This is a genomic window from Pseudomonas sp. WS 5011, from assembly GCF_012985775.1.
Lineage (GTDB): Bacteria > Pseudomonadota > Gammaproteobacteria > Pseudomonadales > Pseudomonadaceae > Aquipseudomonas > Aquipseudomonas peli.
The window spans coordinates 1-22266 of record NZ_JAAQXA010000014.1; the positions used below are offsets into that span (position 1 = coordinate 1).

Consider the following 22266-nt stretch of genomic DNA (forward strand, 5'->3'; position numbering starts at 1 on the left):
GAGGAAAAACACGGAGGAAGAAGCCGCATCGTGACCGATGCGGTTAGAATTTAAACCCCGCGCAATCGGGTGAAGCCACCGGTCACGTTGTTAGCGAAATGAGCGGTCACGTTCACCGAAATCCGCAGCAATCCGCTCAATCAGCGGTGCCAGGGAAGTGATACCGGGCCGCAAATTGATTGCAGCCAGGATCAGGCCCAGCAACAGCAGGGCCCGCGGGAAAGGTTTCACAGTAAATCCATCAGTTTCGCGGCCATGCCGACACGGCCGCAAACCTTAGAGCGCAAGTACACACCAGACAAGCCCTAAGCGGGATAAAGTTGACCGAGAAATCAGCAGTTAGACCGCTACAAGTCAAATTACTTGGTGCGCGGTGCACGCATCTTGTCGGCCATGGCAGTCATTTCGTTATAGAGCAACTGCGGGTTCTTCTGCTTCAACGCCCAAGCCATACGGCCCTGTTCGTGAGGCAGAATCATGAACTCGCCTTTGCCGATTTCCTGGTAGATGTAATCGGCAATATCGGCCGCACTGATCGGTGAGCTTTCCAGCAGCTTGCCCACTTGCGCTTTCATCGCCGGCGTAGGACCGCGGAAGGAATCCAGCAGGTTGGTTTGGAAGAACGAAGGGCACACCACATGCACGCTGACTTCATGCAGCTTCAGCTCGATCAACAAGCTTTCCGACAGTGCCACAACTCCGGCCTTGGCCACGTTGTAGTTACTCATGGCAGGGCCCTGCATCAAGGCTGCCATGGAGGCAATATTGACGATTTTGCCTTTGCTCTTTTCCAGTAACGGCAGGAAGGCCTTACACCCCTTGACCACACCCATCAGGTTGATCGCAATCTGCCAGTCCCAATCTTCAAGCGACAACTCGCTAAAGAACCCGCCAGAGGCCACACCGGCGTTGTTGACGATCACATCGATGCCGCCGAGCTTCTCCTCACAGGCCTGGGCAAACGCAGTCAGCTGGCTGTAATCACGTACATCACAACGCTGGGTAAAGCCATCGCCACCCGCCTCACGAACCATCTGCAGGGTTTCGGCCAGGCCCGGCTCGTTGACATCCGACAGTGCCAACTGCCAGCCCTCACGCGCCCAACGCAGGGCCATCTCACGCCCCAAACCCGAACCCGCGCCGGTGATCATCATGCGATTTTGCATAGGAAAGCTGCCTTGTGCTGCTGTGATTGATGGAGCCAGTGTAGCCGGGTAAATTATCTTGCCCGCATACCATCATCCATCTGAATAAGGCGGCCTAAGCTCAACTCACGGCCGCTGCCAACGCTGCAACAGCAACACGCCATAAATCAGCGCATTGAGCAGCAGAACAAACATCCCCAAACCAATCTGAATCTGCGGTGTCAGCCCAACCGGGTAGATGATCGGCAGCAAATAGTGCTCAACAAAACCACCGCTGTACCCCGCCTGACCTGCAGCCAGACGCAGGCTGTGCTCCAGCGGCGTCAGCGGACAGGGCCAATGCATCAACTCCACCAACACACCCCATAAGGATGCTGGCACATGCAACCAAACCAACCCGTGCCAACGCCACACCAGCAAGCCGCCCAACACCGCAAATAGAATAAACAGCAGATGAAAGACCACCACCGCATCTGCTACCACTGCCAACCAAACCATAAAGCGCCTCGCGATTAATCCTCAGCCCCATTGTTTCCACATAACACTCAAACAGTATTAAAAACCTGATCGCCAGAAAGCAAAAAGGCCGGTTAATAACCGGCCTTAATTCAAACTACTAAACGCGTTAGTTAATACTCAACTTATCGCGATTCTTTTCCAGCGTTGCTTCGCCGATACCCTTAACCTCCAGCAACTCATCCACTGAAGCAAAGTCGCCGTGCTCATCACGGTACGCCACAATCGCCTGCGCTTTTACCTCACCAATCCCCAGCAACTCACGTTGCAGAGTGGCCGCATCAGCAGTATTGAGATTTACTTTACCGACCGGGGTCACTTCAGCTGATTCAACAACAGGCGCTGGCTGGGTCTGCGTTTCAGCGGCGTAAACCGCCAAAGACATGGAGGCAAGAACAGCGAACAACAGAGACGACAGTTTGACTTTTAGCATGTAGTGCATCCTTTCGTTAGTTTTGTCAGAACGTGGGACTTCCCTCTCCACGCACTGAAAACTAGCTGCTGCCATGCACTTGTCAAATAACTGAATGAATCACGGAGCCAATCAATCGCAACCCGTACCCATGCCTAGGTCAACCGGAGCTTACGGTTCCTGCCTACGCTTCATATGTATCCAGTCGACTATCTCACCTTCGGGCTTGTAACCGCTCACTGTCTCACGGAGCAGTTGCCGAACACGCTCATAGTCGTCATGTTCAACCGCATCCAGCAACTCGCACAAGCGAACCTTTAACTGCTCCCAAGGTAGATGCTCTTCGTTTGCCCGCATGATCATTGGGTGCTCTGTCGGGCTGACGTTATCGCCAATCAATAACTCTTCGTAGAGTTTCTCTCCCGGGCGTAATCCAGTGAATTCAATAGCAATATCACCATGTGGTGCTTTATCACTCCGCACACTCAAGCCGCTAAGGTGGATCATCTTCTCGGCCAGCACAGCAATTTTCACAGGTTCGCCCATATCCAGGACGAACACATCGCCACCCTCTCCCATGGATCCCGCTTGAATGACCAACTGCGCAGCTTCGGGGATGGTCATAAAGTAACGCGTTATGTTCGGGTGGGTAACCGTGACCGGCCCACCCTTGCGGATCTGCTCATGGAATAGCGGAATGACTGAACCAGAAGAGCCTAAAACATTACCGAAGCGCACCATGGTAAAGCGCGTTTTATTAAGCTGATGCACCGCCTCGTCATCAGCAAACAAAACGGGGGCTGCCTCGCGACTGAGTGCCTGCAGCACCATCTCAGCCAATCGCTTGGTGCTGCCCATGACATTAGTTGGGCGGACCGCCTTGTCAGTGGATATCAGCACGAAGTTGGTCACACCCGCTTTAATCGCCACTTGCGCAGTATTAAGCGTTCCCATCAGGTTGTTTAGGACACCCTCGGCAATATTGTGCTCCACCATCGGCACATGCTTGTAAGCTGCTGCGTGATAAACCGTATCTACCTTCCAGGTGCACATCACATCAGCCAGACGCGAGGCGTTGCGAATTGAGCCAAGAATCGGCACCAAACGCAGCGGTAACGACTCACGCTTGATCCTCGACTCTAGCTCACTGTGAATGCTGTATAGATTGAATTCGCTGTGCTCGAACAGCAGAAGAGTTGCGGGACCATTAAGTAGAATCTGCCGACAAAGCTCAGAACCAATGGAGCCTCCAGCCCCGGTAACCATCACCACTTGATTACGAATACAGCGCTCAAACAAAGCCTGTTGAGGTGGTACTGCATCACGGCCAAGCAGGTCGGCAATGTCGACTTCCTGCACATCCTCGACCTTCACCCGGCCGCTGGCCAGATCCATAAAGCCAGGAATACTGCGCACATGCAGGGGAAATGCTTCCAGCGTTTCAAGGATCTGTCGGCGGCGCCCACGTGAAGTAGATGGCATCGCCAAGAGAATCTCATCAGCGCCGGTCTCATCTATCATTTGCGAGATGTGTTTAGGGGTGTATACGCGCAATCCTGCGATGGTGCGATTGGCGATGCCTGGATCATCATCAATAAATGCTACAGGTCGCATGGCACGCCCCATACGTAAAGCCGCGACCAATTGATTACCCGCTGAACCAGCACCGTAAACCGCAATTCTAGGCAGAAGCGGAGCTACTGCAGCTGTTCGCCCTGGATTTAACTCGAACCAATTACCTACAAAATACTGGCGCATGGCAAGGCGTAAACCGCCTAAAAGTAAAAGGCTCAACCACCAGTAATTAAATACCATCGAGCGTGGTACCAGAGCCGTAGGCCCGCGATACCAGTAGACCGCCAAAGCCAGCACCAAGACCGACAACGTAACGGCCTTGGCAATTGTAATCAGCGCATCATTACCCACATAGCGCATCACCGCCCGATACATACCTAAACGAATAAAGATCGGCAAAGCGATAATCGGCGCTAGGATAAATAGCCAACCATGACCGTCAAATGGTTGGGCTGCATCCAGTTCTCCTAGGCGCAGAGCAAATGAAAGCCATAGCGCCAACCAGATCAGAGCGACATCAGTCACCACTTGCAAAAACCGCTTTTGTCGACGCGATAGCTGTAAGAGTCCCTGACGTAGAGCGTCTATCCGCTGGCGAATCATATTTATTCCTCAATATCTGGCTTGCAATGCGGTGCACGGGGCAACCACATCGCCTGATGCAACGCTAACACCATAGCTTGCACTACAACCGGCCTGCAGCCATGCCGAAGTACTCACCTGCCCCCCTGGCCAAATTGACACCGACTCCGAGATGAGCGAAATCATCGATGTTCGTAATGGGCTCATACTTGCTCCAGCGCTCCAGCTCGGAACCTGACAGCCAATATCAGTAGCGGTGTATAGGCCAACAACAGCGCACACAAACCGTCACCACCGAAGGCGACCCAAAGTGCGATTGGTAATAACCAGAAAAAATTGATTGCAACGACGGCCAAAGTCACCGGCAAGTGACGGCTAAAGTGACGTGAGGCGTATTGATAGGCATGGCTACGGTGGGCTTCATAAACCTTATCTCCACGCAACAACCGCCGGAAAAGAGTAAAGGTTGCATCGACAATAAAGACACCTAGCAGAATCAACCACCCCCAAAGTAATGATGCGTCGGTCCAAGCGGCTTGCAGAGAGAGAATGCCCAATACGACGCCGAGGAAACCACTGCCTGCATCCCCCATAAAAATACGCGCGGGAGGAAAATTCCAAAACAAAAATCCCGCAACCGCCGCAGCCAACAACAATGGCAAGAGCAGCATATTTAAATGCCCGAGAAAGCCGTACATCAACGCGCCACCAAGGCAAACACTAATCGCCTCGACACTTGCAATACCGTCAATACCGTCCATAAAGTTGTAAAGATTGAGCAGCCATACCAAATAAAGGGAAGCCAACAAATAACCGAACCAACCCAGATCAACTATATGGCCGAGCACTTGCAAAGGTGGCAAACCATTGAGACAGAACAGAGCCCAAGCAGCAGCCGTGAAATGCCCAAGCAGGCGCCAGCGGGCTGCGATATGCCCATGATCATCAAGAAAACCAAGCAATGCGATAAGCGCACCAGCACCGCTCAATGCATAAAAGTACTCAGTTTGAACTCCCATACCCATGGAGAAAGCTATACACAGCGCAAATAGGTAGGCCAAAACAATAGCCATTCCACCGCCCCGCGGCATGGGTTGGGTATGGGAACTGCGTGCATTAGGAACATCCATCAAGCTGCGAGACAACGCATAGCGCCGCAACAAAGCTGTCAATATCCAGGACAAAAAAGCCACTAAAAAGCTAAAGATTAGAACACTCATGAATGGGCGTCTTCCAGAAAGTGCGCAGCTGTTTTGGCCAGTGCCTGTTCCACAGTAAGTGGCGGCACCCAGCCTAGATACTCGCGAGTTTTATCTATATTCACCTGTAGCGAGCCACACAACCTCTGACTCAGTGCGCGCTGCCCCAATAACCCCGCGCCATACTCAATCCATAACTGAGGAATAGGGACCAACCTGGCCGGGCGCCCCAAGGCACGACTCAAGCGGCGCAACAACTCAGTAGTTGATAGGTCCTCACCATCGCTCACAAGAAAACGCTGCCCATTTGCTGCAGGATGCGTGAGACACAACACCAGTAAATCCACCAGATTATCCAGCGCCACAAAACTACGATGGTTATCGATAGCCCCAAAAGGTAGTGGTATACCGCGATGCAACCAGCGCAGCATGCTGTGGAAGTTTGCCTTCACGCCCGGACCATAAATCAGGGGCGGACGAACAATAACCACCTCCAGCCCAGTCTCGGCAGCCAACGCCCTCAACCCTTCTTCGGCCTCAGATTTGGATATGCCATATGGGTCTACAGCCTCAGGCACGTCATCGGCACAATAGGCATGCCCCGGCAAGGTCTGCTCACCATTGACCTTGATCGAGCTGACGAAGATGAAACGACGTACGCCAGCCTCCACTGCCTGGCGAGCCAGCCGCAGAGTGCCCTCAACGTTGACCTGACGAAACTCGGTAAGCGGGTCAATAGCTTGCTCGTTCATCACATGCACCCGAGCGGCGCAATGGATGACAGCATCGACATTGACCAATGCCGACGACCAATCCGCATCCGAAGCCAGCCCTGGGGACAGGCAAACTTCACAATTAGCAGGGCAAGTAGGCGGTAACTGACGCATGGCGCAGCGCAATTCATGCTTACCATCGGCTAGCAGGCGTGCCTGTACTGCGCGCCCAACGAAACCGTTGGCACCCGTGAGCAAAACACGCATGGCTTTAGCCCTTGTGCCACACAGTACGATTTACATAATCGGTGTAGCTGAGTACGACTCGCACGACCTGCAACGAAACCGGGCCACCTTCATAATCAGGAACCAGCGGAATACGACGCGATCCAGGTTGATGCTGGCTGGTAATAACCTTGACCGCCGGCAACACCGAATCCTTCTTTAATCCACTCATTATCAGAGTGCCCTGGTCCATGCCCTCCGGACGCTCGTGAGCGTTGCGCAGGGTCACTGCCGGAAGGCTGAGTAAAGAAGCTTCTTCAGTAATGGTGCCGCTGTCGGATAGCACACAGAACGCACTCATCTGCAGCTTGATGTAGTCCAAAAGACCGAATGGCTTGGGAAAGCGAATCAGTGGGTGCTCCAGTGATTCGCCCAGCGCCTCCAGACGCTTACGAGTACGTGGATGGGTCGACACGATCAGCGGATAACCATACTCATCGGCCAATGCACGTAGGGTAGCAAGTAGATCGCGCAGATTATCTGGAGTGTCGACGTTCTCCTCACGATGGGCGCTGACAATAAAGAACTTGCCAGCCTCCAGCCCCTCGCGAGCAAGCACGTCAGAGGCCTCGATCTTTGGCCGGTAGTAGTCCAGCACTTCATGCATGTGCGAACCAGTCTTGATGATTGTCTCGGGGCGAATGCCCTCAGCGATCAAGTACCGACGTGCATGTTCGGTAAGCACCATGTTGATGTCAGACAGGTGATCGAGCACCTTGCGATTGAGTTCCTCCGGCACCCGCTGATCAAAGCAGCGATTGCCCGCTTCCATATGAAACACCGGAATCTTTCGGCGTTTGGCGGCGATTACCGCCAGGCAGGTGTTGGTGTCGCCATACAATAACAGCGCATCGGGCTTTTCGAGCTCGAAAATGGCGTCGGACTTGGCGATGACCTCGGCGATGGTCTGCGCAGCAGTCTCACCCGCGGCGCCGAGAAAATGGTCAGGCTTGCGGATTTTCAGGTCATCGAAAAAGACCTGATTGAGCTCGTAGTCGTAGTTCTGCCCGGAGTGCACCAGCACGTGGTTGACCTGGCGGTCCAACTCGGCGATCACCCGGCTCATCTTGATCAGCTCGGGGCGCGTGCCGACCAGGGTCATGACCTTAAGCATTGAGTGCGTCCTTGATGTAATCCAATTTCAGCAGCAGATTCTTGATCCCGGCAACGTCCAGGCGCTCGGTGTTGTGCGAGGTGTAGTCATCCAGTTCGGAGATACGTTGCTCGCCCTCGACGAAGTACTTCTTGTAGTTCAGGTCGCGGTTGTCAGCGGGAATGCGGTAGTAGCGCCCCATGTCCTCGGCCTTTGCCATTTCCTCACGAGACACCAGCGACTCGTAGAGTTTCTCACCATGGCGGGTGCCGATCACTTTCACGGTATTGCTCTTGCCGAACAGCTCTTTCAGCGCTTGCGCCAGATTACCGACGGTAGAGGCCGGCGCTTTCTGGATAAACAGGTCACCTTGCTGACCATGTTCGAAGGCGTGCAGCACCAGGTCGACCGAGTCTTCCAACGACATCAGGAAGCGCGTCATATCCGGGTCAGTCACGGTCAGCGGCTCATCGGAGCGCAGCTGGTCTACAAACAGGGGGATCACCGACCCCCGCGAGGCCATTACGTTGCCGTAACGGGTGGCGCAGATCACCGGGCCAGTCGCCGGAATCATCCGCGACTTGGCGACCATCAGCTTTTCCGCCATGGCCTTAGAAATACCCATGGCGTTGATGGGGTAGACGGCCTTGTCGGTGCTCAATACCACCACGCGTTTCACGCCGGTGGCCACCGCCGCATTCAGCACGTTCTCAGTACCCAGTACATTGGTACGCACCGCTTCCATTGGGTAGAACTCGCACGAGGGCACCTGTTTCAGGGCGGCGGCGTGGAAAATGTAATCCACGCCGACCATCGCCTGGGCAAGGCTGTCGTAGTTGCGCACGTCGCCGATATAGAACTTGACCTTGTCATTGGCCAGGGCGATGCGCATATCTTCCTGCTTTTTCTCGTCACGGCTGAAAATGCGGATCTCGCGCACGTTGGTATTGAGAAAACGCTTGAGTACCGTATGACCGAACGAACCGGTCCCCCCGGTGATCATCAACACCTTGTCGTCGAACATAAAACCTTCCAGAACGTGAGCGTGTTGCCCAGAACACGCGAGTAAACTATCAAAACGCCGCCCTGCCTGGCGATCAATCGATCACTGCGGGCGCGGCACAGCGTGAAACCTGTCAGCGGTGCGCGTGCATCTCGCGGACCAACTCCGGCCACGCCGGGGCAACGTACCCCGTCGCCTGGCTAAAGCGCGAACCATCGAGCGAGCGATCGATCACCAAGGAGTCGTCCGGGCAAATCTCGATCTGCTTGCCATACTGCGCCGCGACCAGACGCAGCAGGTCCAGCTTGGCGATGGGCGTGGCCGCGACATGATACAAGCCACTGAGCTGGGCGTGCGGAATTACAAAATCCTTCATTACCCGCGCCAGCTCCACCGTCGGCAAGCCGGAGAAGATCGCCCGGGAAAACCCCCGTATACTGCCCTCCTGGGCCAGAAACCAATCGACCAGGGCATAGCGGGAACCCAGCTCATGGCCAATGATCGAGGTGCGCAGGGTGATCGCATGCGCCAGATCATGCAACTCGCCGATAAATTTGGACTTGCCGTACAAGTCCTCGGCATCCGAGGTATCGCTTTCTAGATAGCCGCCTTTACTGCCAGCGAACACACAGTCGGTGCTGACATGAATCAACCGCGCGCCGACCAGCTGGCACAGGCGCGCCAGGCGATGGGGCAACATGGCATTGATCGGCAGCGCGGTAAGCGGGTCCTTGGCATCTGCCAGTTGCTTGATCAGGCCGACGCAGTTGATCACCACATCCGGCTTGATGCCTGCCAGGGCTGCAGCCAAGGCGTCCTGATCCAGCACATCGACACCCGCGCGCAACCGCTCATGGCAGGCGGCCGGGAAATGTTTACGGGCTGCCGCGCTACGCAGCGTGCCCCATACCTCGAAGCTGGCGTCGGACTGGAACACACTGAACACCGCATTGCCGAGCATGCCGGTAACGCCAAGCACCAAGATTTTCATAAAGCGTTTTCCCCGCCGGTTTTCTTGTCCATCAAATGATCAATCAGCACCTGCACCTGACGGTTCATTTCGAAATTTGCATCGAAATAGGCTCTGCCCGAGTGGCCCATGGCCGTGCGCTCAGCAGTGCCCAAGGCTTTCATGCTGCGAATGTTCGCCACCAGTGGCAAGACCTTCTGCGCCGGTGACGCAAGCCCCGCCCTGGCCTCACTGACAATACGCGCGCCCTCGCCGTTGAGGCTGGCAATGATCGGCCGGCCCGCCGCCAGATACGCCTGGACTTTGCTCGGCACCGTCTGGTTAAAGACTTCTTCGTCATTGAGCGAGACCAGCAGCGCCGAGGCGTGCTCGAAGATCTGCGGCATCGCTTCGCCAGCAAAGCGCCCGGGCAATATCAGGTTGTCCAGCTCGCGCGCCTGCTTCTGCGCCTGCAACCAGCCCAGCCGGCTGCCACTGCCGACCAACACCACACGGATTTGCGGGTCGTCACGCAAAAGCTCTGCCGCCTGCACCAGGGTTTCCAGCGCCTGGGCCGTACCCAGGTTACCGGCAAAAACTATACAGAAATGCGTTTCCAGCAGACTGACCAATTCCTCAGGCAGCGGCACCGCCACGGTCGGGGGATGCGTATTGATGGAGTTGGGGTAATAGACGATCTTCTCGCGCTTGGCAAAACGCGCCACCGGTTCGATAAACGCGCGCGACTGCACCAGCAAGGTATCGCAGTGGTGGTAGATGGCCTTGACCATCCAGGCCACCATCGTCAGCAACCGCGGGTTCTTGACAAAACCGGTGGCGGCCAGACTCTGGGGCCACAGGTCCTGCACCCACAGCAGCAGGCGCGCCTTCTTCAACCACTTGAGCAGGATGGCCGGGATGGTCTGGGTGATGGGCGATGGCGCGAACACCAGCACGGCGTCGAACTCGCGCTTGCGCAGCATCCAGGGCAAACAGACCAAGCCGGAGACGACAAACGACAAGTAGTTGAGCAGCAGATTCTTCGCCCCGCCCTGCCCGCGCGGCCATAGCGGCACCCGCAGTACCTCGACCTTGTCCAGATAACGCTCGCGCTGACAGCCCCAGGCGCGATAACCGTCGAACACCTTGCCGTCCGGGTAATTGGGCTTGCCCGTAGCAACCACCACCTCGTGGCCCTGCTCAGCGAGCACGCGCACGAAGTCGTTGATGATGAAGTGCTCCGGCCAGAAGTACTGGCTGACAATCAGGATTCTCACGACCGGCTCACTTCTGCTTATCCGTCGACGGCGGGAATGGCACGCCGGAAAGCTCTTCATATAGGTGCCCGGCCTGACGTACCAGCACATCCCAGGTGTAATGGGCCAACACCAGTTGACGCAGTTTTTCGCCGTACAGGGGCAACTGCTCGGCCGCGCCCAGCAACTGTTCGAGCCCCGCGGCTATTGCGTCAGCCCGCGCCGCCACGACCAAACCGCCGCCAGCATCTTGCACCTCGTCGAAACCACACTGATCGGTAAGCATCACCGGCGTGCCGCGCAAACCGGCCTCCAGCGCTACCAGCGACATGGCCTCCTGGCGCGATGGCACCACCAGCAGATCCGCAGCCGCCAAGGCATCCTGCTTCGCCTGCCCGGCCAGGTAGCCAACAAACAGCGCGCGCTGCTGCAGACCGGCTGCAGCCACATCCGCCTTGAGCGTGACCGCCAGCCCTTCCTCGGGCCCGGCGAACACCAGCCTCGCCTGCGGATAGCTCCCGGCAATACTGGCGAACGCCTCGAGCAGCAGATCCGGCCCCTTGATCGGGTTCAAGCGCCCGAGAAACAGCAACAGCTGCTTGCCTTCCAGGCCATAACGAGCGCGGAACGCCTGGGGATCGGGAGTCGCGGTGCTGCCCAGATGCACGCCATTGGGCAAGCGCACGATGCGCTCGTCCGGCACGCCATATTCATGGAATTGCTCACGCTCAAGCTCGGTCACCGTCAGGCAGCGGGTCGCGCCGCTGACAATGCGCCGGCCGACCACACGGTTATACAAGCGCTTGACCCAGGCCGAGCGGCCGAAAATACGCAGTGATCCCGCCGGGCAATAGACATACGGCTTGTTCAAGCGCTGCGCCGCCAGGCAGACACGCGCGCCAAGCACGCTCCAATGACCGGTGACATGCACCACATCCGCCCCGGCCACCAACTCATCGATACGTTGCCCGGAGATCTTGGGCAGCAAAAAGCGGTGCGACAACAACGGCACCACGACCAGCCGCACGCTGGAGAGTTCCGCACGCCGCTTGTCAGTTAGCCCCTGCTCCGTGCACAGCACCGTGCAGCTGACGCCCGCGCGATGCAGCGCCATGGCCAACTGATAGGTACGCTCGGCAGTGCCACCGCCCAGTGAGGGGTCGATGCCGTCGGCTACGTGAAGTACGTTCAAATGTTTGCGTCCAAAAAAACCTAATACCAATCAAGACTTAACAGACTGCGCAGTTAAAAAGTCACGCACCATCTCACCAACGGAATAAACATAGGTAAACCCCGTCGACTCTAATTTTTTACTGGAATAGACGACATCGCCACGATTAGATTTTTTCAGCAAAAGGCAACGAATCCAATAAGGAACAATGGCAGGCAGGGCTATCAATACGGACGAAGTAGCGTTTAACGCTCCGGCTCTCACCAAGCGCCTGACCTTGAGAACGTAGTTCTCCGGGTCTTCATCGCGGGAGACGAAATAGCACTCCCCCCGGCGCGGTGTGTCGATAAAGCTCAGGGCCGCACGTGCCACATCATGTGCATGAACCAAGTGCGCAGACTCTGAGCCTTTCAAGAAGAACTTCAGTTTGGAATAAAAACCGCTCTGAAGTGACTCGCGCAAAAGACCTGGCTTTTGATTGTCCACCACATTGGTAGGTCGCAGCATAACCAACGAATCAGTAGACACCACTTCGCGCAGCAGTGCCTCTGCAGCCAATTTACTGGCCTCGTAAGGATTTCTGGGACGACATATATCGCTTTCCATTACAACGGATTTGTCCGTGAAGCCCACCACACCAGCACTACTGATAAAGCAGAAATAATCAAAATCCAGTTCGTTATAAACCTGCGCCAGATTTTTCGTACCCTGAACATTTACCAGCTCCATCAACGCGGTATCGTTAAGCTCGGCGGCACAATGAAACAGCATTTTTCCGGACGCTAAAAAGGCGCTTAAAGACGCACGATCAGACAGATTACCCAGATAATACTCCACACCTGCTACCGGCTCAGCCGGCATGCTGCGTACTAGCACTCTCACCTGATAACCGGCCGCCAGTAACAGCGAAACGATATGGCGTCCAACGAGTCCGCGCCCTCCGGTTACGCATGCAATCATCATTGACCGTGCTCTCCCAAGAAAAATTCAGATGCCTATCCGAGGCCCGCTCCAATCCAACGGGGGCATGCATTGCGCAATCCATCAATCACCCGCGTAAACGTCTCAAATGGCTGGGATTCAACCAAAGACTTTTCGTTTGAGCAGCCGAGCCGCCCCATACATTTTGAAATAATACAAACACCTGGCAATTGAGGTTCTGGCGTTTAACACAACAAAAAAATTGAACGCACGAACCCTGATCGATAAAGGTGCATGCTTTAACAGTGCCATTGTTTCTCTGGCAAATTGAAGAAAAGGCACAATGTAGTTAAAAAAGCTGGTGCTGAACCTGAGGTAAAAATCAGCCTGAGTGCTCATGCCATCTCGGCCCAACTCGATAAAACCATTATCCACCCGGTTAAACTTGCCTTTTAGCAAAATGGCCAGCACGAAATATATATCGCCCCCCACAAAAGACTTGGCACTATACCGCCAGTCGGCAATCAACTCGCGACGATACATCGAATAGAAACGACCATTGGCACATCGGTAGGTCAACACAGACATTAACCGATCATAAGGATCGGCTTGCGAAACCACGCAATCGCCAACAATGGCAGAGTCCGTTTCACCCGTGGAAAATCGCACCGGACAGGTGGACGCTGCATAGTCGCTGTTTTCAAGCAAGAACTGCAGATTATCTTCAACGTAATTAGGCGAAATAAAATCATCAGCCGCCACATACATAAAAAACTCTGTCGTGGCCGCTTCCAAAATAAAGTCGAAGTTTCCGTTCGCGCCTAAATTTTCACGTTGCCGATGATAAACGATGCGCGAGTCTTGAGCAGCGTACTTCTGACAAATAAGAGAAGTTTCATCAGAAGAACAGTTATCTGAAATTAAAACGACAATATCCCGGCAACTTTGCTGAAGCACCGATAAAAGCGCTTTTTCGAAAAGTGCGCCACCGTTGTAGACCGGCATACCCACTGTAACTTTAGTCAAAAAACACCCCACACAAACGACTTAAAAGAACGCGAAGCGTTTTAGAAATAGATTTCGCACTCGCCCGGCCGCGAGAAAAAACGCAAAAAATATGCTGATCACCGCCACGGAAAAAACCAACAAATTAACGTCGTTGAAGAGCAACCGAAACACGCCGGCTACCGCCACCCCGCAAAAAAGCGGAATGGCGACGTCATTAAAATACCATGTCCACTTTTCTTCCCTCATGATCTTCCTGAACATGAAATGCATACCGAGGAAAAGATAGGCGCAATTCAACACAACCCAAACCCAGGCGACGCCCAGCGCACCATATCGAGGGGCAACCCATACGATAGCCGGCACGATAAATATGATAGCCACGATATTCATCTTCACGCCTAAACTGGTCCAGCCATGAGCCAGCTGCATCTGATAAGGAATCCACAGCAAGCCATTTAATAAACAGCCCAAGGACAAAATGGACAGCAGCGGCGCAGTCGCTATCGACAGTGCTGGGTCACCGGTCCAGATACGCAAGATAAACTCGCTAAAAAAGATCAGCACGACACCACCAACACCCAAGAAAACGCTGACCAACTGTGCACCCAGGTGAAACGATTCAACCAGTTCGACTTCAGACTTACGGGAAAACAGCTCAGAAAAACGCGGAAAAAAAGCTTGGTTTATCGGACCTACAATCATGTAAAGGCCATTGGCCAACAACACCGCCAACGAGTAATAACCAAACTCGGAGAGCGGAAGAAATTTGGAAAGCAGGATTTTATCTACCTGCGTAAGCAGCAACGCTAAAAACGTGATGCTCACCACCCCACCGGCAAAACCACCAATTTCCTGCAGCGCAGAAAAACTGAAGCGCACAGTCTGTTGCCGTGCCGGCATAGCCCTGTAAACAAAACAAAACATCGCCACGACAGAACAGATGGAAACAATCGCCTGCCAGGCAAAAAACGCCAACACTGTCGGCGAGTACCAGGCCAGTACAGCAACGGCCCCTACTCCTCGCAGTGTGGCAAAAAAACTGTTGATGACGTTGTAGGAAAGCTGCAATTGCAACCCGACCAAACAACTCTTGTAGACGTTTTCCAACAACCTGAGTGCCGCGACAAATCCCATTGCAACAACAGCTTGTTGCACGATGCTCGCAGGGATTTTTTCCGTGTTGATCCAATTGACAGAAAGCCAACCGGAAGCCCCATAGGCACATACAACAAAGATGACCGCCACCAGCAGAAGTAAAACTTCGACGCTACGCAACAGCGTCCAGATGGATTCGGCCGAATGTACCCCTCCGGTAAAACGCGACATTTCCCGACTAAGGGCCGGAACAAGGCCCATATCGAGCAAGGTCAGCCAAGCCTGAACAATGGCAAAAATGCCGATTAATCCGTAGGACTCGATCCCGATATACTTGATATAAAGGGGAACGAAGGCCAAACCCATAACAGCGGTCCAGCCTTGGCCGAGGAAGTTAGCTATCAGGTTGCGCCGAAGCATCCTTATTTAGCCAATACGCTTCAAGAAGCCATCCGGCGCGACACTGATCTGCAGTTTATGGTCGATTTTTTTATCAATTTCAAATTCAGGATGCTGTTTCAAATACTCTTTAACCGCACTCTTCGGACTGTTTCCCGGCCCCCATGGACGATCCTGAACCAAGTCAAGCGGCATATCCTCTACCAGGGTATCGAATACCACACAGTAACTGCCTTCACTGACCAGGCCAGCATATGCTTCCAGCTCACGCAGCACATGCTCATGGGTATGGTTGGAATCCAGGCAGACCAATATGCGCTTGTAACTTTTTGCATACTCATGAACTTTGGAAATAGTGTGCTCATCAACACTGGATCCTTGAATCATATCGATCATGTGCGCCATCGGGTGCGATTCGATTGCCTCGCGGTTGTGCTGACGTATATCAATGTCGATACCCAGCACACGACGCTTGCTCGCACGCGGATCAAGCGGGGCGCCCTGCTCGACGGCTTCACAATAATCAAGCATCGCAAGCATGGAGGCACTGAAGATAAGCGAGCCGCCATGGGCAATGCCGGTCTCAATGATCAGATCAGGTTTGATATCCCAGATCAGTTCCTGCATCGCCCATGTATCGTTTGGAAACTGAATGGCAGGACGACCGAACCAAGAAAAATTATAAGCCCACTTATGGCGGCTGATCTCACGGACCCAAACTCGAGAGAGTGCTTGCAAATCGGTATCAGCGCCCAGCGCCTCGATATTTTCGGCGACCTCTTGACGAAATTGCTCATGCGGATTCATTTTCAAAACTTCTCCAATTTATAGTTCCGGAATGGATGGAATCGAGTCCACGCTTTCCACAGTGCGCCACTAGATCCAAAGCAGAAACATATGGAATGAAATCGCCGTGGGCTTGAGGATAGGGCGTGCAGTTGTAATTCATGTATTCGACAGCAACTCCCGACCGCTCAAACAATTCGTGATCAAGATAGCGTCGGGCACCGTGCCCCGTGATGTAGGTGTCGCCTTTCAGATGCTGCACCACGGAAAAGACACGATCGCTGCTACTTCCCGGAATATCCAATGACTGCACATCAATAAAGCGACAGTGGGTGTCCAGGCCAAAATATTTAACCAGCGCCATCAGCGATGCACGAGCTAACGCACCGATATTGGCATAGTCCTTCGCGTAAACAGCCTCGACAAGATCAAGGGCGTCGCGGCGAAACGGAGCGTCTGCAAAGCTACGCTCAAGTAATAGAAGATGGGCAGCTCGCCATTTTTCACTCGGAGGCACCTGCACTTCGTTTATTTTCTGCCCAAGATGCAGGTCCACCAAAGGCACTGCCATCCAACGCACACCTTGAGGTGTCTTGATTTGCACCCGATTGACAAAACTACCTTTTGAAAATTGCACATCGTCATAGTGGACAAATACATCGGCAAGACGTACTTGTTCCAGAAGCCCTACCCAGGGAAAAAACATCGACTGTGAAATAACGATGTTCATGATCCACCTAGCTCAAAAATAATTCCATAAATGCCACATCATGCCAATCACCCGAAATAAACACGTGATTCGAGAGTCTTCCGCAGTGGGAAAAACCCACTTTCTCGTAGCATTTTATAGCGGCGAGATTGTCACTCCTGACCTTCAGCCAGAACTTTTTCATGCCCCATGTATCGCGCATATAAACGCGTGCTAGCTCTATTACTTCGCTACCTACTCCGCGCCCTTGGGCGCTGGAGGCTAGACAGATACCCAGCTCTGTATTTCCACTGACGAAATCCGTATTCCTGAACTGCAAAAAGCCCAAGACCGTATCATCGGAAGGATCTGCCAGAATAAATATGAAATCGCCACTAACAGCGGTAAACGCTCTTAACCAGTCACGCACCTGGCTCTCATCGCTACCCCGCGGACGGGCTAATAACTGGGCCTGCAACAACACATCATTACGCATATCACGCAGCAACGGCACATCCGCTTCTTTCCAACTGCGCAAAACAACAGCCTTGCCGCCAATCATATCGCCTGCTCATCCAAATAGACGACCGAGATGCCGCGACTCGTTAACCACTCAAGGCTATTGATAATCGAGCGAGCAATACTAGGATTTAATCCAACATATAGAACCTTCACATCGCTGGGAAGCAACTCAGGCGCCAGAATCGGCTTGCCAAATAGCTCTTTCCCTTGTTGAAACGGGCTAGCATCCAGGAAGCAGCTGACGTGATCGAAATCGCTCATGGCACTTGCGATATAGGCACCGTAGAAACCCGACCCGTAGATAGCCTTAGTGACACCGGTATGAGCCTTGGAAGTTTCAAGAATACGGCGATTGACTGACGTCCAATACTGAGCCAGAGATGCTGATTTTTCTAAGGTCTCGGTAGGATCAACAGTAATTTCCTTGTTGCTGCCTTTGCGGGCGGTAAAGACAAGCGCTCCTCGGTGTACGCTGTCGTCAATCTGGATATCAGTAAATCCAGCAGCATCAAGCAAATAGGTGAGCGAAGGCGTTGTGAAATGGTTGACATGATCGATCACGACAAAGTCAGCAACGTTGCCAAACGTGTCTGGTACAATGCCATAAAACACGCCGCCATCCTTAAGCAGGGAATAAACCTTCTTAACTGTATCGACGGGCTGAGGAATATGTTCCAAGGCAAAAAATGAAGTCAGTACATCAAACCGCGCATCCCACGTGGAAGGCGTTGTATGAATGGCGTACCGGTCGACGCTGACAAATTTTTCCCAGTACGCTTTATACATCGAACTTACATCAAACAAGTGTATGTTCAGATCAGGTCGCTGGCTGCTTAACTTCTTTAATGTAGAAGCCTTCGCGCAACCGTAGTCGAGAACGATAGCGCCATCAGGCAAATTGAGCTTGCTAAGCAGAGTATCAATCTGATGATTGGTGCGATAGACAATTTCCCCATTCCTCACTTCGTAAATCTGATCTTCCTCTTCTTCACTCAGAAGAATTTTGTAATCAGACTCATAGTAAGCAACGGTATCGGCAAACGCTTCGCTGAGCAGATGCGAACATACGGGACATGACCAAACATTGACTTTTCCATCGCGCAGTTCGCACAGCGAAGTCAGAGACTGGTTTGAGCTAGCCGAATAAATTGGCTTGCCGACTTCAGCGAGACAAACATTGCAATGCATATTCTCTACTCCACATAAAATAATTCTGGGTGTATATCGCGAAAATCAACGCCAGCCGCATACGACCCTTTCCAGCCGTGGGAACGGCCGATAGGATCTGCAAAGTTGAAATACCTGAACTGCATCGACCAGCGCGCCCTATCGCTTTTATTGTAGCCCGAGCAGTGCAAGAGCATGAAATCAATGATTACCAAATCACGTGGCGAAGTAAGTGGTGCAGTTTTAGCGTATTGATCTAAATAGTGCTGCTCGTCTTTGATCATTAACGCATACGCGCCGGTTCGTCCCGCGCCTTCAGGGTCGGCGTTGAATACAGGCAGCGGTCCCAGTTTATGAGACTCAGGGCAAAGGACGACTGGGCCCAACGCCTCTGTCACCTTAACCAAAGGACTCCAGAAAACCAGCCCATCGACACTGCGCAGTTGAGCAGGATATTCCTGATGCCACATCGCTCGGTATTTATCCTCAAATGGACAATCAATACGAATGCCATAACCCCCGGCCGCAATACCCGGCATGGACCCCTGCCTTAACTGCGAAAACAACAATTCATGACTGGGATGGGCGACCAAGCGCATAAATGCAGGAATCTGCTTCACCGCATCATAAACCTCCCCTCCCCAGGCGCGGTTTACTTTGATCAGATCCAGATAACCCTCGTCGAATGACTGCGCTTCATAGGCAGCTCGCTGATCAGCTACACCATGCCTGATCATGACTTGGCCAATGACATTGTAGATACCGCGCTGAACTGCATCGATATCACACTCGCTATAAAAGTCGCGCAAAATCAAAATACCAGTACGCTCAAACTCAGCAATCTGCTCTGACGTCAAATAATTATTCATAGCGCGCTCTGAATCCGGGGTTACGGGGAGTTGGATAACTCAGACGATTTCCAACGTCGAAAAAACTGAGCATACGCGGTCCAACTCGGCGATTGTGAGGTCGTGGTAACTCGGCAAATTGATAGCACGCAAAGGAATGGAGTAAGCATGGACGTTCTCAAGCCGCGCCTTAAACATGGGCAAACTGGAAAGTGGGTGAAAAAACACCCGTGCATCTATATTTGCGGCCTGAAAAGCAGTTTGTAACCGCTCACGAGTCATTCCCGTTTGCTGTGCGAACACAACAGTAGGCATCCACGCGCCAATTACTGTTCCTTCATGTTGCGCGTTGAGTTCGATATCTGGATACGCGCTGAGACGCTCGCGATAGAGCGACATGATCTCGCGCTTACGCTGTATCAAGTCGGCGATACGCTCCACTTGTGCGCAACCGATTGCCGCCTGGATATTGGACATCTTGTACTTGAAACCCACAACGTCCGGCCAAAACTGCTTAGTCTGGCCCCGGGCCCTACCGTGATTTGAAAGCGTCAGCACCTTTTCATACAGCTCGGCACTATTGGTAACAAACATGCCGCCTTCGCCGGTGGTTAACGTTTTAGTGCCATGAAAAGAAAAGCTGCCGAATATCCCCATACTGCCAGCGCGCTTGCCCTGATATTCCGATCCTATCGCTTCAGCCGCATCTTCGATAACAGGAATACCATGGCGCTTACCGATCTCCAGCAGTCGGTCCATGTCACACAAGTTTCCGTAGAGGTGCACAGCAATGATCGCTTTGGTGTGAGGAGTAATTGCAGACTCGACCTGCTCAGGATCCAGACACCAGGTATCAGGGAGGATATCGACAAATACAGGTGTAGCACCCAGGTGCTCTACAGGAGAAACAGTCGCCACCCAGTTCGTGTCAGCCAGGATGACTTCATCACCGGGGCCAATATCTAGGGCCGCCATTCCCATATGCAGCGCGCCGGTACAGCTCGAGGTCGCGATTGCGTATTTCACGCCTAGGTGAGCCTTGAACAACTCTTCAAACTTGTTGATGTACTCATAGCAACGCTCGCCCCAGCCATTTCTCGCTGCATCGGTGGCGTATTCGACTTCAAGGTCGGTAATGGAGGGTTTGGTGTAATAGATGCGCTGGCTCATTTGACCTCCAATGCAGGAACAGCAATGGCGTACTTGCCGCCCCATTCACGGATATAGGCGGTATGGCTCATCACTTCGCTGGCAATGTTCCAAGGCAAAATCACCACGATATCTGGACGCTCTGTTTTCAATAGTTCGGGCGCAAACACTGGTATATGACTGCCCGGCAGATATTTGCCTTGCTTGGAAGGCGCGGCATCGCAGACGAACGCCAGCAGATCCGGCTTTACCCCGGCATAGTTCAGCAGCGTATTGCCTTTGGCGGCTGCACCGTAAGCCGCCACTTTTTTGCCAGCGCGCTTTTGTTCAATAAGAAAGCTCAGCAAGCCGTTCTTGACGGCATCGGCGCGCTGCTGGAAACCCTCATATACGGCAAGGCCTTGCAGACCCGCGCTGGCTTCAGCATCCAACACCGCGGCGACCTTGTCGCTGACGGCCGGCGCACGTTCGGCATGGGTGCCGAATATCCGCAGGCTACCGCCGTGGGTAGGCAGTTCTTCCACGTCGTAGATGCACAGGCCCGCCGCAGCGAAGATTTTTGCCACGGTGTACAGCGACAAGTAGGAAAAATGCTCGTGATACACGGTGTCAAACTGGGTGTGTTCGATCAGGCGCATCAGGTGCGGAAACTCCAGCGTAATGGTGCCGCCGGGTTTGAGCGCCGCTTTCAGACCACGGGTGAAGTCGTTGATATCCGGCACATGCGCATACACGTTGTTGCCGGCGATCAGGTCTGCCAGCCGCCCATCGCCTGCTAGACGTTTACCCAATGCCTCGCCGAAAAATTCGCGCAGCACCGGAATACCGAGGCTTTCTGCAGCGGCAGCCGTGCTGGCGGTCGGCTCTACACCCAAGCAAGGGATATTGCTGGCAACAAAGTTTTTCAGCAGGTAGCCGTCGTTGGAAGCAACCTCAATGACAAAGCTGTCGCTATTCAGCTCTAGACACTGGGTCATGGTTTTAGCGTAGGTCGCGGCGTGCTCCAGCCAACTGGTGGAGGTCGACGAAAAATAAGCGTAGTCCTTGGAAAAGAACAGATCGGCCTGGGCGTAATCTTCCGTTTGCACCAGCCAGCAGTGGCTGCACACTTTCAGTTTGAGCGGGAAATATAGTTCCGGTGAGCCAAGCTCCGCTTGGCTGAGATAGGCATTCGAAGGTGGCGCAAAGCCTAGGTCAACAAAGGTATGGTGCAGCGGCTCAGCGCAGTGACGACAGTTCATACATAGAGTCCAGCAAAGTCAGTAGATAGCAGCGCGTGTTCCCTATCGCGCTGCGATAAATCTGTTACGGGCAACGGCCAGGCGATGCTCACCAGCGGGTCGTCAAAACGAACTGCGCCTTCGGCCTTTGTCTCGTAAAAAGCGGTGTGCAGGTAGAGCAATTCGCTATCCGCCTCCAGCACCTGAAAGCCGTGTGCACAGCCCTCCGGAATCACCAGCATTTTCGCAGATTCGGGACTTAGCTCTTCCGCATGCCACTGCAGGAATGTCGGTGAGTTCGCACGCAGATCTAGGACTACGTCCCAAACCCGGCCTTTCAGGCAGCGAACCATCTTCATTTCGGCATGGGGAGCATGTTGGAAATGCATGCCACGAACTGCGCCAACCGCACTGGTGCGCGAGTGATTGATTTGCACGATATGGCGTGAACCCAGCGGTTCAGCCAGGCTTTTTTGGCAAAAAAGCCGGCCAAACGCGCCGCGGCTGTCCTGGAAAGGAAGCTGCTCGGCAACTACTGCGCCAGGGATTTTGGTAGCCGTCATA

23 protein-coding genes are annotated in these 22266 nt (G+C 53.6%); all 23 read right to left on the bottom strand.

Annotated elements, in window-relative coordinates; translation table 11 throughout:
* Positions 1-90: 90 nt before the first annotated feature.
* Positions 91-231, bottom strand: a complete 141-nt coding sequence (locus tag HBN63_RS15070; RefSeq protein ID WP_170049991.1) for a hypothetical protein — start codon at positions 229-231, stop codon at positions 91-93.
* Positions 232-359: 128 nt separating this feature from the next.
* Positions 360-1166 (bottom strand): SDR family oxidoreductase, encoded by an 807-nt coding sequence (locus HBN63_RS15075; RefSeq protein ID WP_090248132.1) that lies wholly within the window; start codon positions 1164-1166, stop codon positions 360-362.
* Positions 1167-1271: 105 nt separating this feature from the next.
* Positions 1272-1643: a DUF2784 domain-containing protein gene (locus HBN63_RS15080; RefSeq protein ID WP_170049992.1), complete on the bottom strand. Its 372-nt coding sequence runs from the start codon at positions 1641-1643 to the stop codon at positions 1272-1274.
* A gap of 127 nt (positions 1644-1770) precedes the next feature.
* Positions 1771-2094 (bottom strand): ComEA family DNA-binding protein, encoded by a 324-nt coding sequence (locus tag HBN63_RS15085; protein ID WP_170049993.1) that lies wholly within the window; start codon positions 2092-2094, stop codon positions 1771-1773.
* A gap of 150 nt (positions 2095-2244) precedes the next feature.
* Complete coding sequence (locus HBN63_RS15090; protein WP_170049994.1) at positions 2245-4251, bottom strand: nucleoside-diphosphate sugar epimerase/dehydratase; 2007 nt, start codon at positions 4249-4251, stop codon at positions 2245-2247.
* 182 nt (positions 4252-4433) lie between these two features.
* The gene (locus tag HBN63_RS15095; protein WP_170049995.1) at positions 4434-5450 is read right to left on the bottom strand and encodes a glycosyltransferase family 4 protein; all 1017 of its coding nucleotides are present in this window, start codon (positions 5448-5450) and stop codon (positions 4434-4436) included.
* On the bottom strand, positions 5447-6409 hold the full coding sequence (locus tag HBN63_RS15100) for an SDR family oxidoreductase (protein ID WP_170049996.1): 963 nt from the start codon (positions 6407-6409) through the stop codon (positions 5447-5449). Before HBN63_RS15100 ends, HBN63_RS15095 begins: the two co-directional genes overlap by 4 nt.
* A gap of 4 nt (positions 6410-6413) precedes the next feature.
* Positions 6414-7541 carry a UDP-N-acetylglucosamine 2-epimerase (non-hydrolyzing) gene (gene wecB / locus HBN63_RS15105; protein WP_170049997.1) on the bottom strand — a complete coding sequence of 376 codons (1128 nt, stop codon included), beginning with the start codon at positions 7539-7541 and terminating at the stop codon, positions 6414-6416.
* Complete coding sequence (locus HBN63_RS15110; protein ID WP_170049998.1) at positions 7534-8544, bottom strand: polysaccharide biosynthesis protein; 1011 nt, start codon at positions 8542-8544, stop codon at positions 7534-7536. The genes wecB and HBN63_RS15110 overlap by 8 nt, the downstream gene beginning before the upstream one ends.
* A 112-nt stretch (positions 8545-8656) precedes the next feature.
* Positions 8657-9514, bottom strand: a complete 858-nt coding sequence (locus HBN63_RS15115; protein ID WP_170049999.1) for an SDR family oxidoreductase — start codon at positions 9512-9514, stop codon at positions 8657-8659.
* A complete protein-coding gene (locus HBN63_RS15120; RefSeq protein WP_170050000.1) occupies positions 9511-10749 on the bottom strand; it encodes a glycosyltransferase family 4 protein in 1239 nt (412 codons plus the stop codon). The genes HBN63_RS15115 and HBN63_RS15120 overlap by 4 nt, the downstream gene beginning before the upstream one ends.
* A gap of 7 nt (positions 10750-10756) precedes the next feature.
* The gene (locus tag HBN63_RS15125; RefSeq protein WP_170050001.1) at positions 10757-11920 is read right to left on the bottom strand and encodes a glycosyltransferase; all 1164 of its coding nucleotides are present in this window, start codon (positions 11918-11920) and stop codon (positions 10757-10759) included.
* Positions 11921-11950: 30 nt separating this feature from the next.
* Positions 11951-12862: an NAD-dependent epimerase/dehydratase family protein gene (locus tag HBN63_RS15130; protein WP_170050002.1), complete on the bottom strand. Its 912-nt coding sequence runs from the start codon at positions 12860-12862 to the stop codon at positions 11951-11953.
* A gap of 117 nt (positions 12863-12979) precedes the next feature.
* Complete coding sequence (locus HBN63_RS15135; protein WP_170050003.1) at positions 12980-13846, bottom strand: glycosyltransferase family 2 protein; 867 nt, start codon at positions 13844-13846, stop codon at positions 12980-12982.
* 21 nt (positions 13847-13867) lie between these two features.
* Positions 13868-15343, bottom strand: a complete 1476-nt coding sequence (locus tag HBN63_RS15140; RefSeq protein WP_170050004.1) for an oligosaccharide flippase family protein — start codon at positions 15341-15343, stop codon at positions 13868-13870.
* A gap of 6 nt (positions 15344-15349) precedes the next feature.
* Entirely contained in the window at positions 15350-16129 is a 780-nt protein-coding gene (locus HBN63_RS15145; RefSeq protein ID WP_170050074.1) for a cephalosporin hydroxylase family protein, read from the bottom strand.
* Positions 16116-16838 carry a WbqC family protein gene (locus tag HBN63_RS15150; protein ID WP_170050005.1) on the bottom strand — a complete coding sequence of 241 codons (723 nt, stop codon included), beginning with the start codon at positions 16836-16838 and terminating at the stop codon, positions 16116-16118. The genes HBN63_RS15145 and HBN63_RS15150 overlap by 14 nt, the downstream gene beginning before the upstream one ends.
* Before the next feature lie 7 nt (positions 16839-16845).
* Positions 16846-17358: a GNAT family protein gene (locus HBN63_RS15155; protein ID WP_170050006.1), complete on the bottom strand. Its 513-nt coding sequence runs from the start codon at positions 17356-17358 to the stop codon at positions 16846-16848.
* Positions 17355-18506 carry a class I SAM-dependent methyltransferase gene (locus tag HBN63_RS15160; RefSeq protein ID WP_170050007.1) on the bottom strand — a complete coding sequence of 384 codons (1152 nt, stop codon included), beginning with the start codon at positions 18504-18506 and terminating at the stop codon, positions 17355-17357. The genes HBN63_RS15155 and HBN63_RS15160 overlap by 4 nt, the downstream gene beginning before the upstream one ends.
* 5 nt (positions 18507-18511) lie before the next feature.
* On the bottom strand, positions 18512-19354 hold the full coding sequence (locus HBN63_RS15165; RefSeq protein ID WP_170050008.1) for a phytanoyl-CoA dioxygenase family protein: 843 nt from the start codon (positions 19352-19354) through the stop codon (positions 18512-18514).
* A gap of 39 nt (positions 19355-19393) precedes the next feature.
* Positions 19394-20503, bottom strand: coding sequence for a DegT/DnrJ/EryC1/StrS family aminotransferase (locus HBN63_RS15170; RefSeq protein WP_170050009.1), 1110 nt, complete (start codon positions 20501-20503; stop codon positions 19394-19396).
* Positions 20500-21723 (bottom strand): class I SAM-dependent methyltransferase, encoded by a 1224-nt coding sequence (locus tag HBN63_RS15175; RefSeq protein WP_170050010.1) that lies wholly within the window; start codon positions 21721-21723, stop codon positions 20500-20502. The genes HBN63_RS15170 and HBN63_RS15175 overlap by 4 nt, the downstream gene beginning before the upstream one ends.
* On the bottom strand, positions 21720-22265 hold the full coding sequence (locus tag HBN63_RS15180) for a dTDP-4-dehydrorhamnose 3,5-epimerase family protein (protein ID WP_345940491.1): 546 nt from the start codon (positions 22263-22265) through the stop codon (positions 21720-21722). Before HBN63_RS15180 ends, HBN63_RS15175 begins: the two co-directional genes overlap by 4 nt.
* Position 22266: the final 1 nt, after the last annotated feature.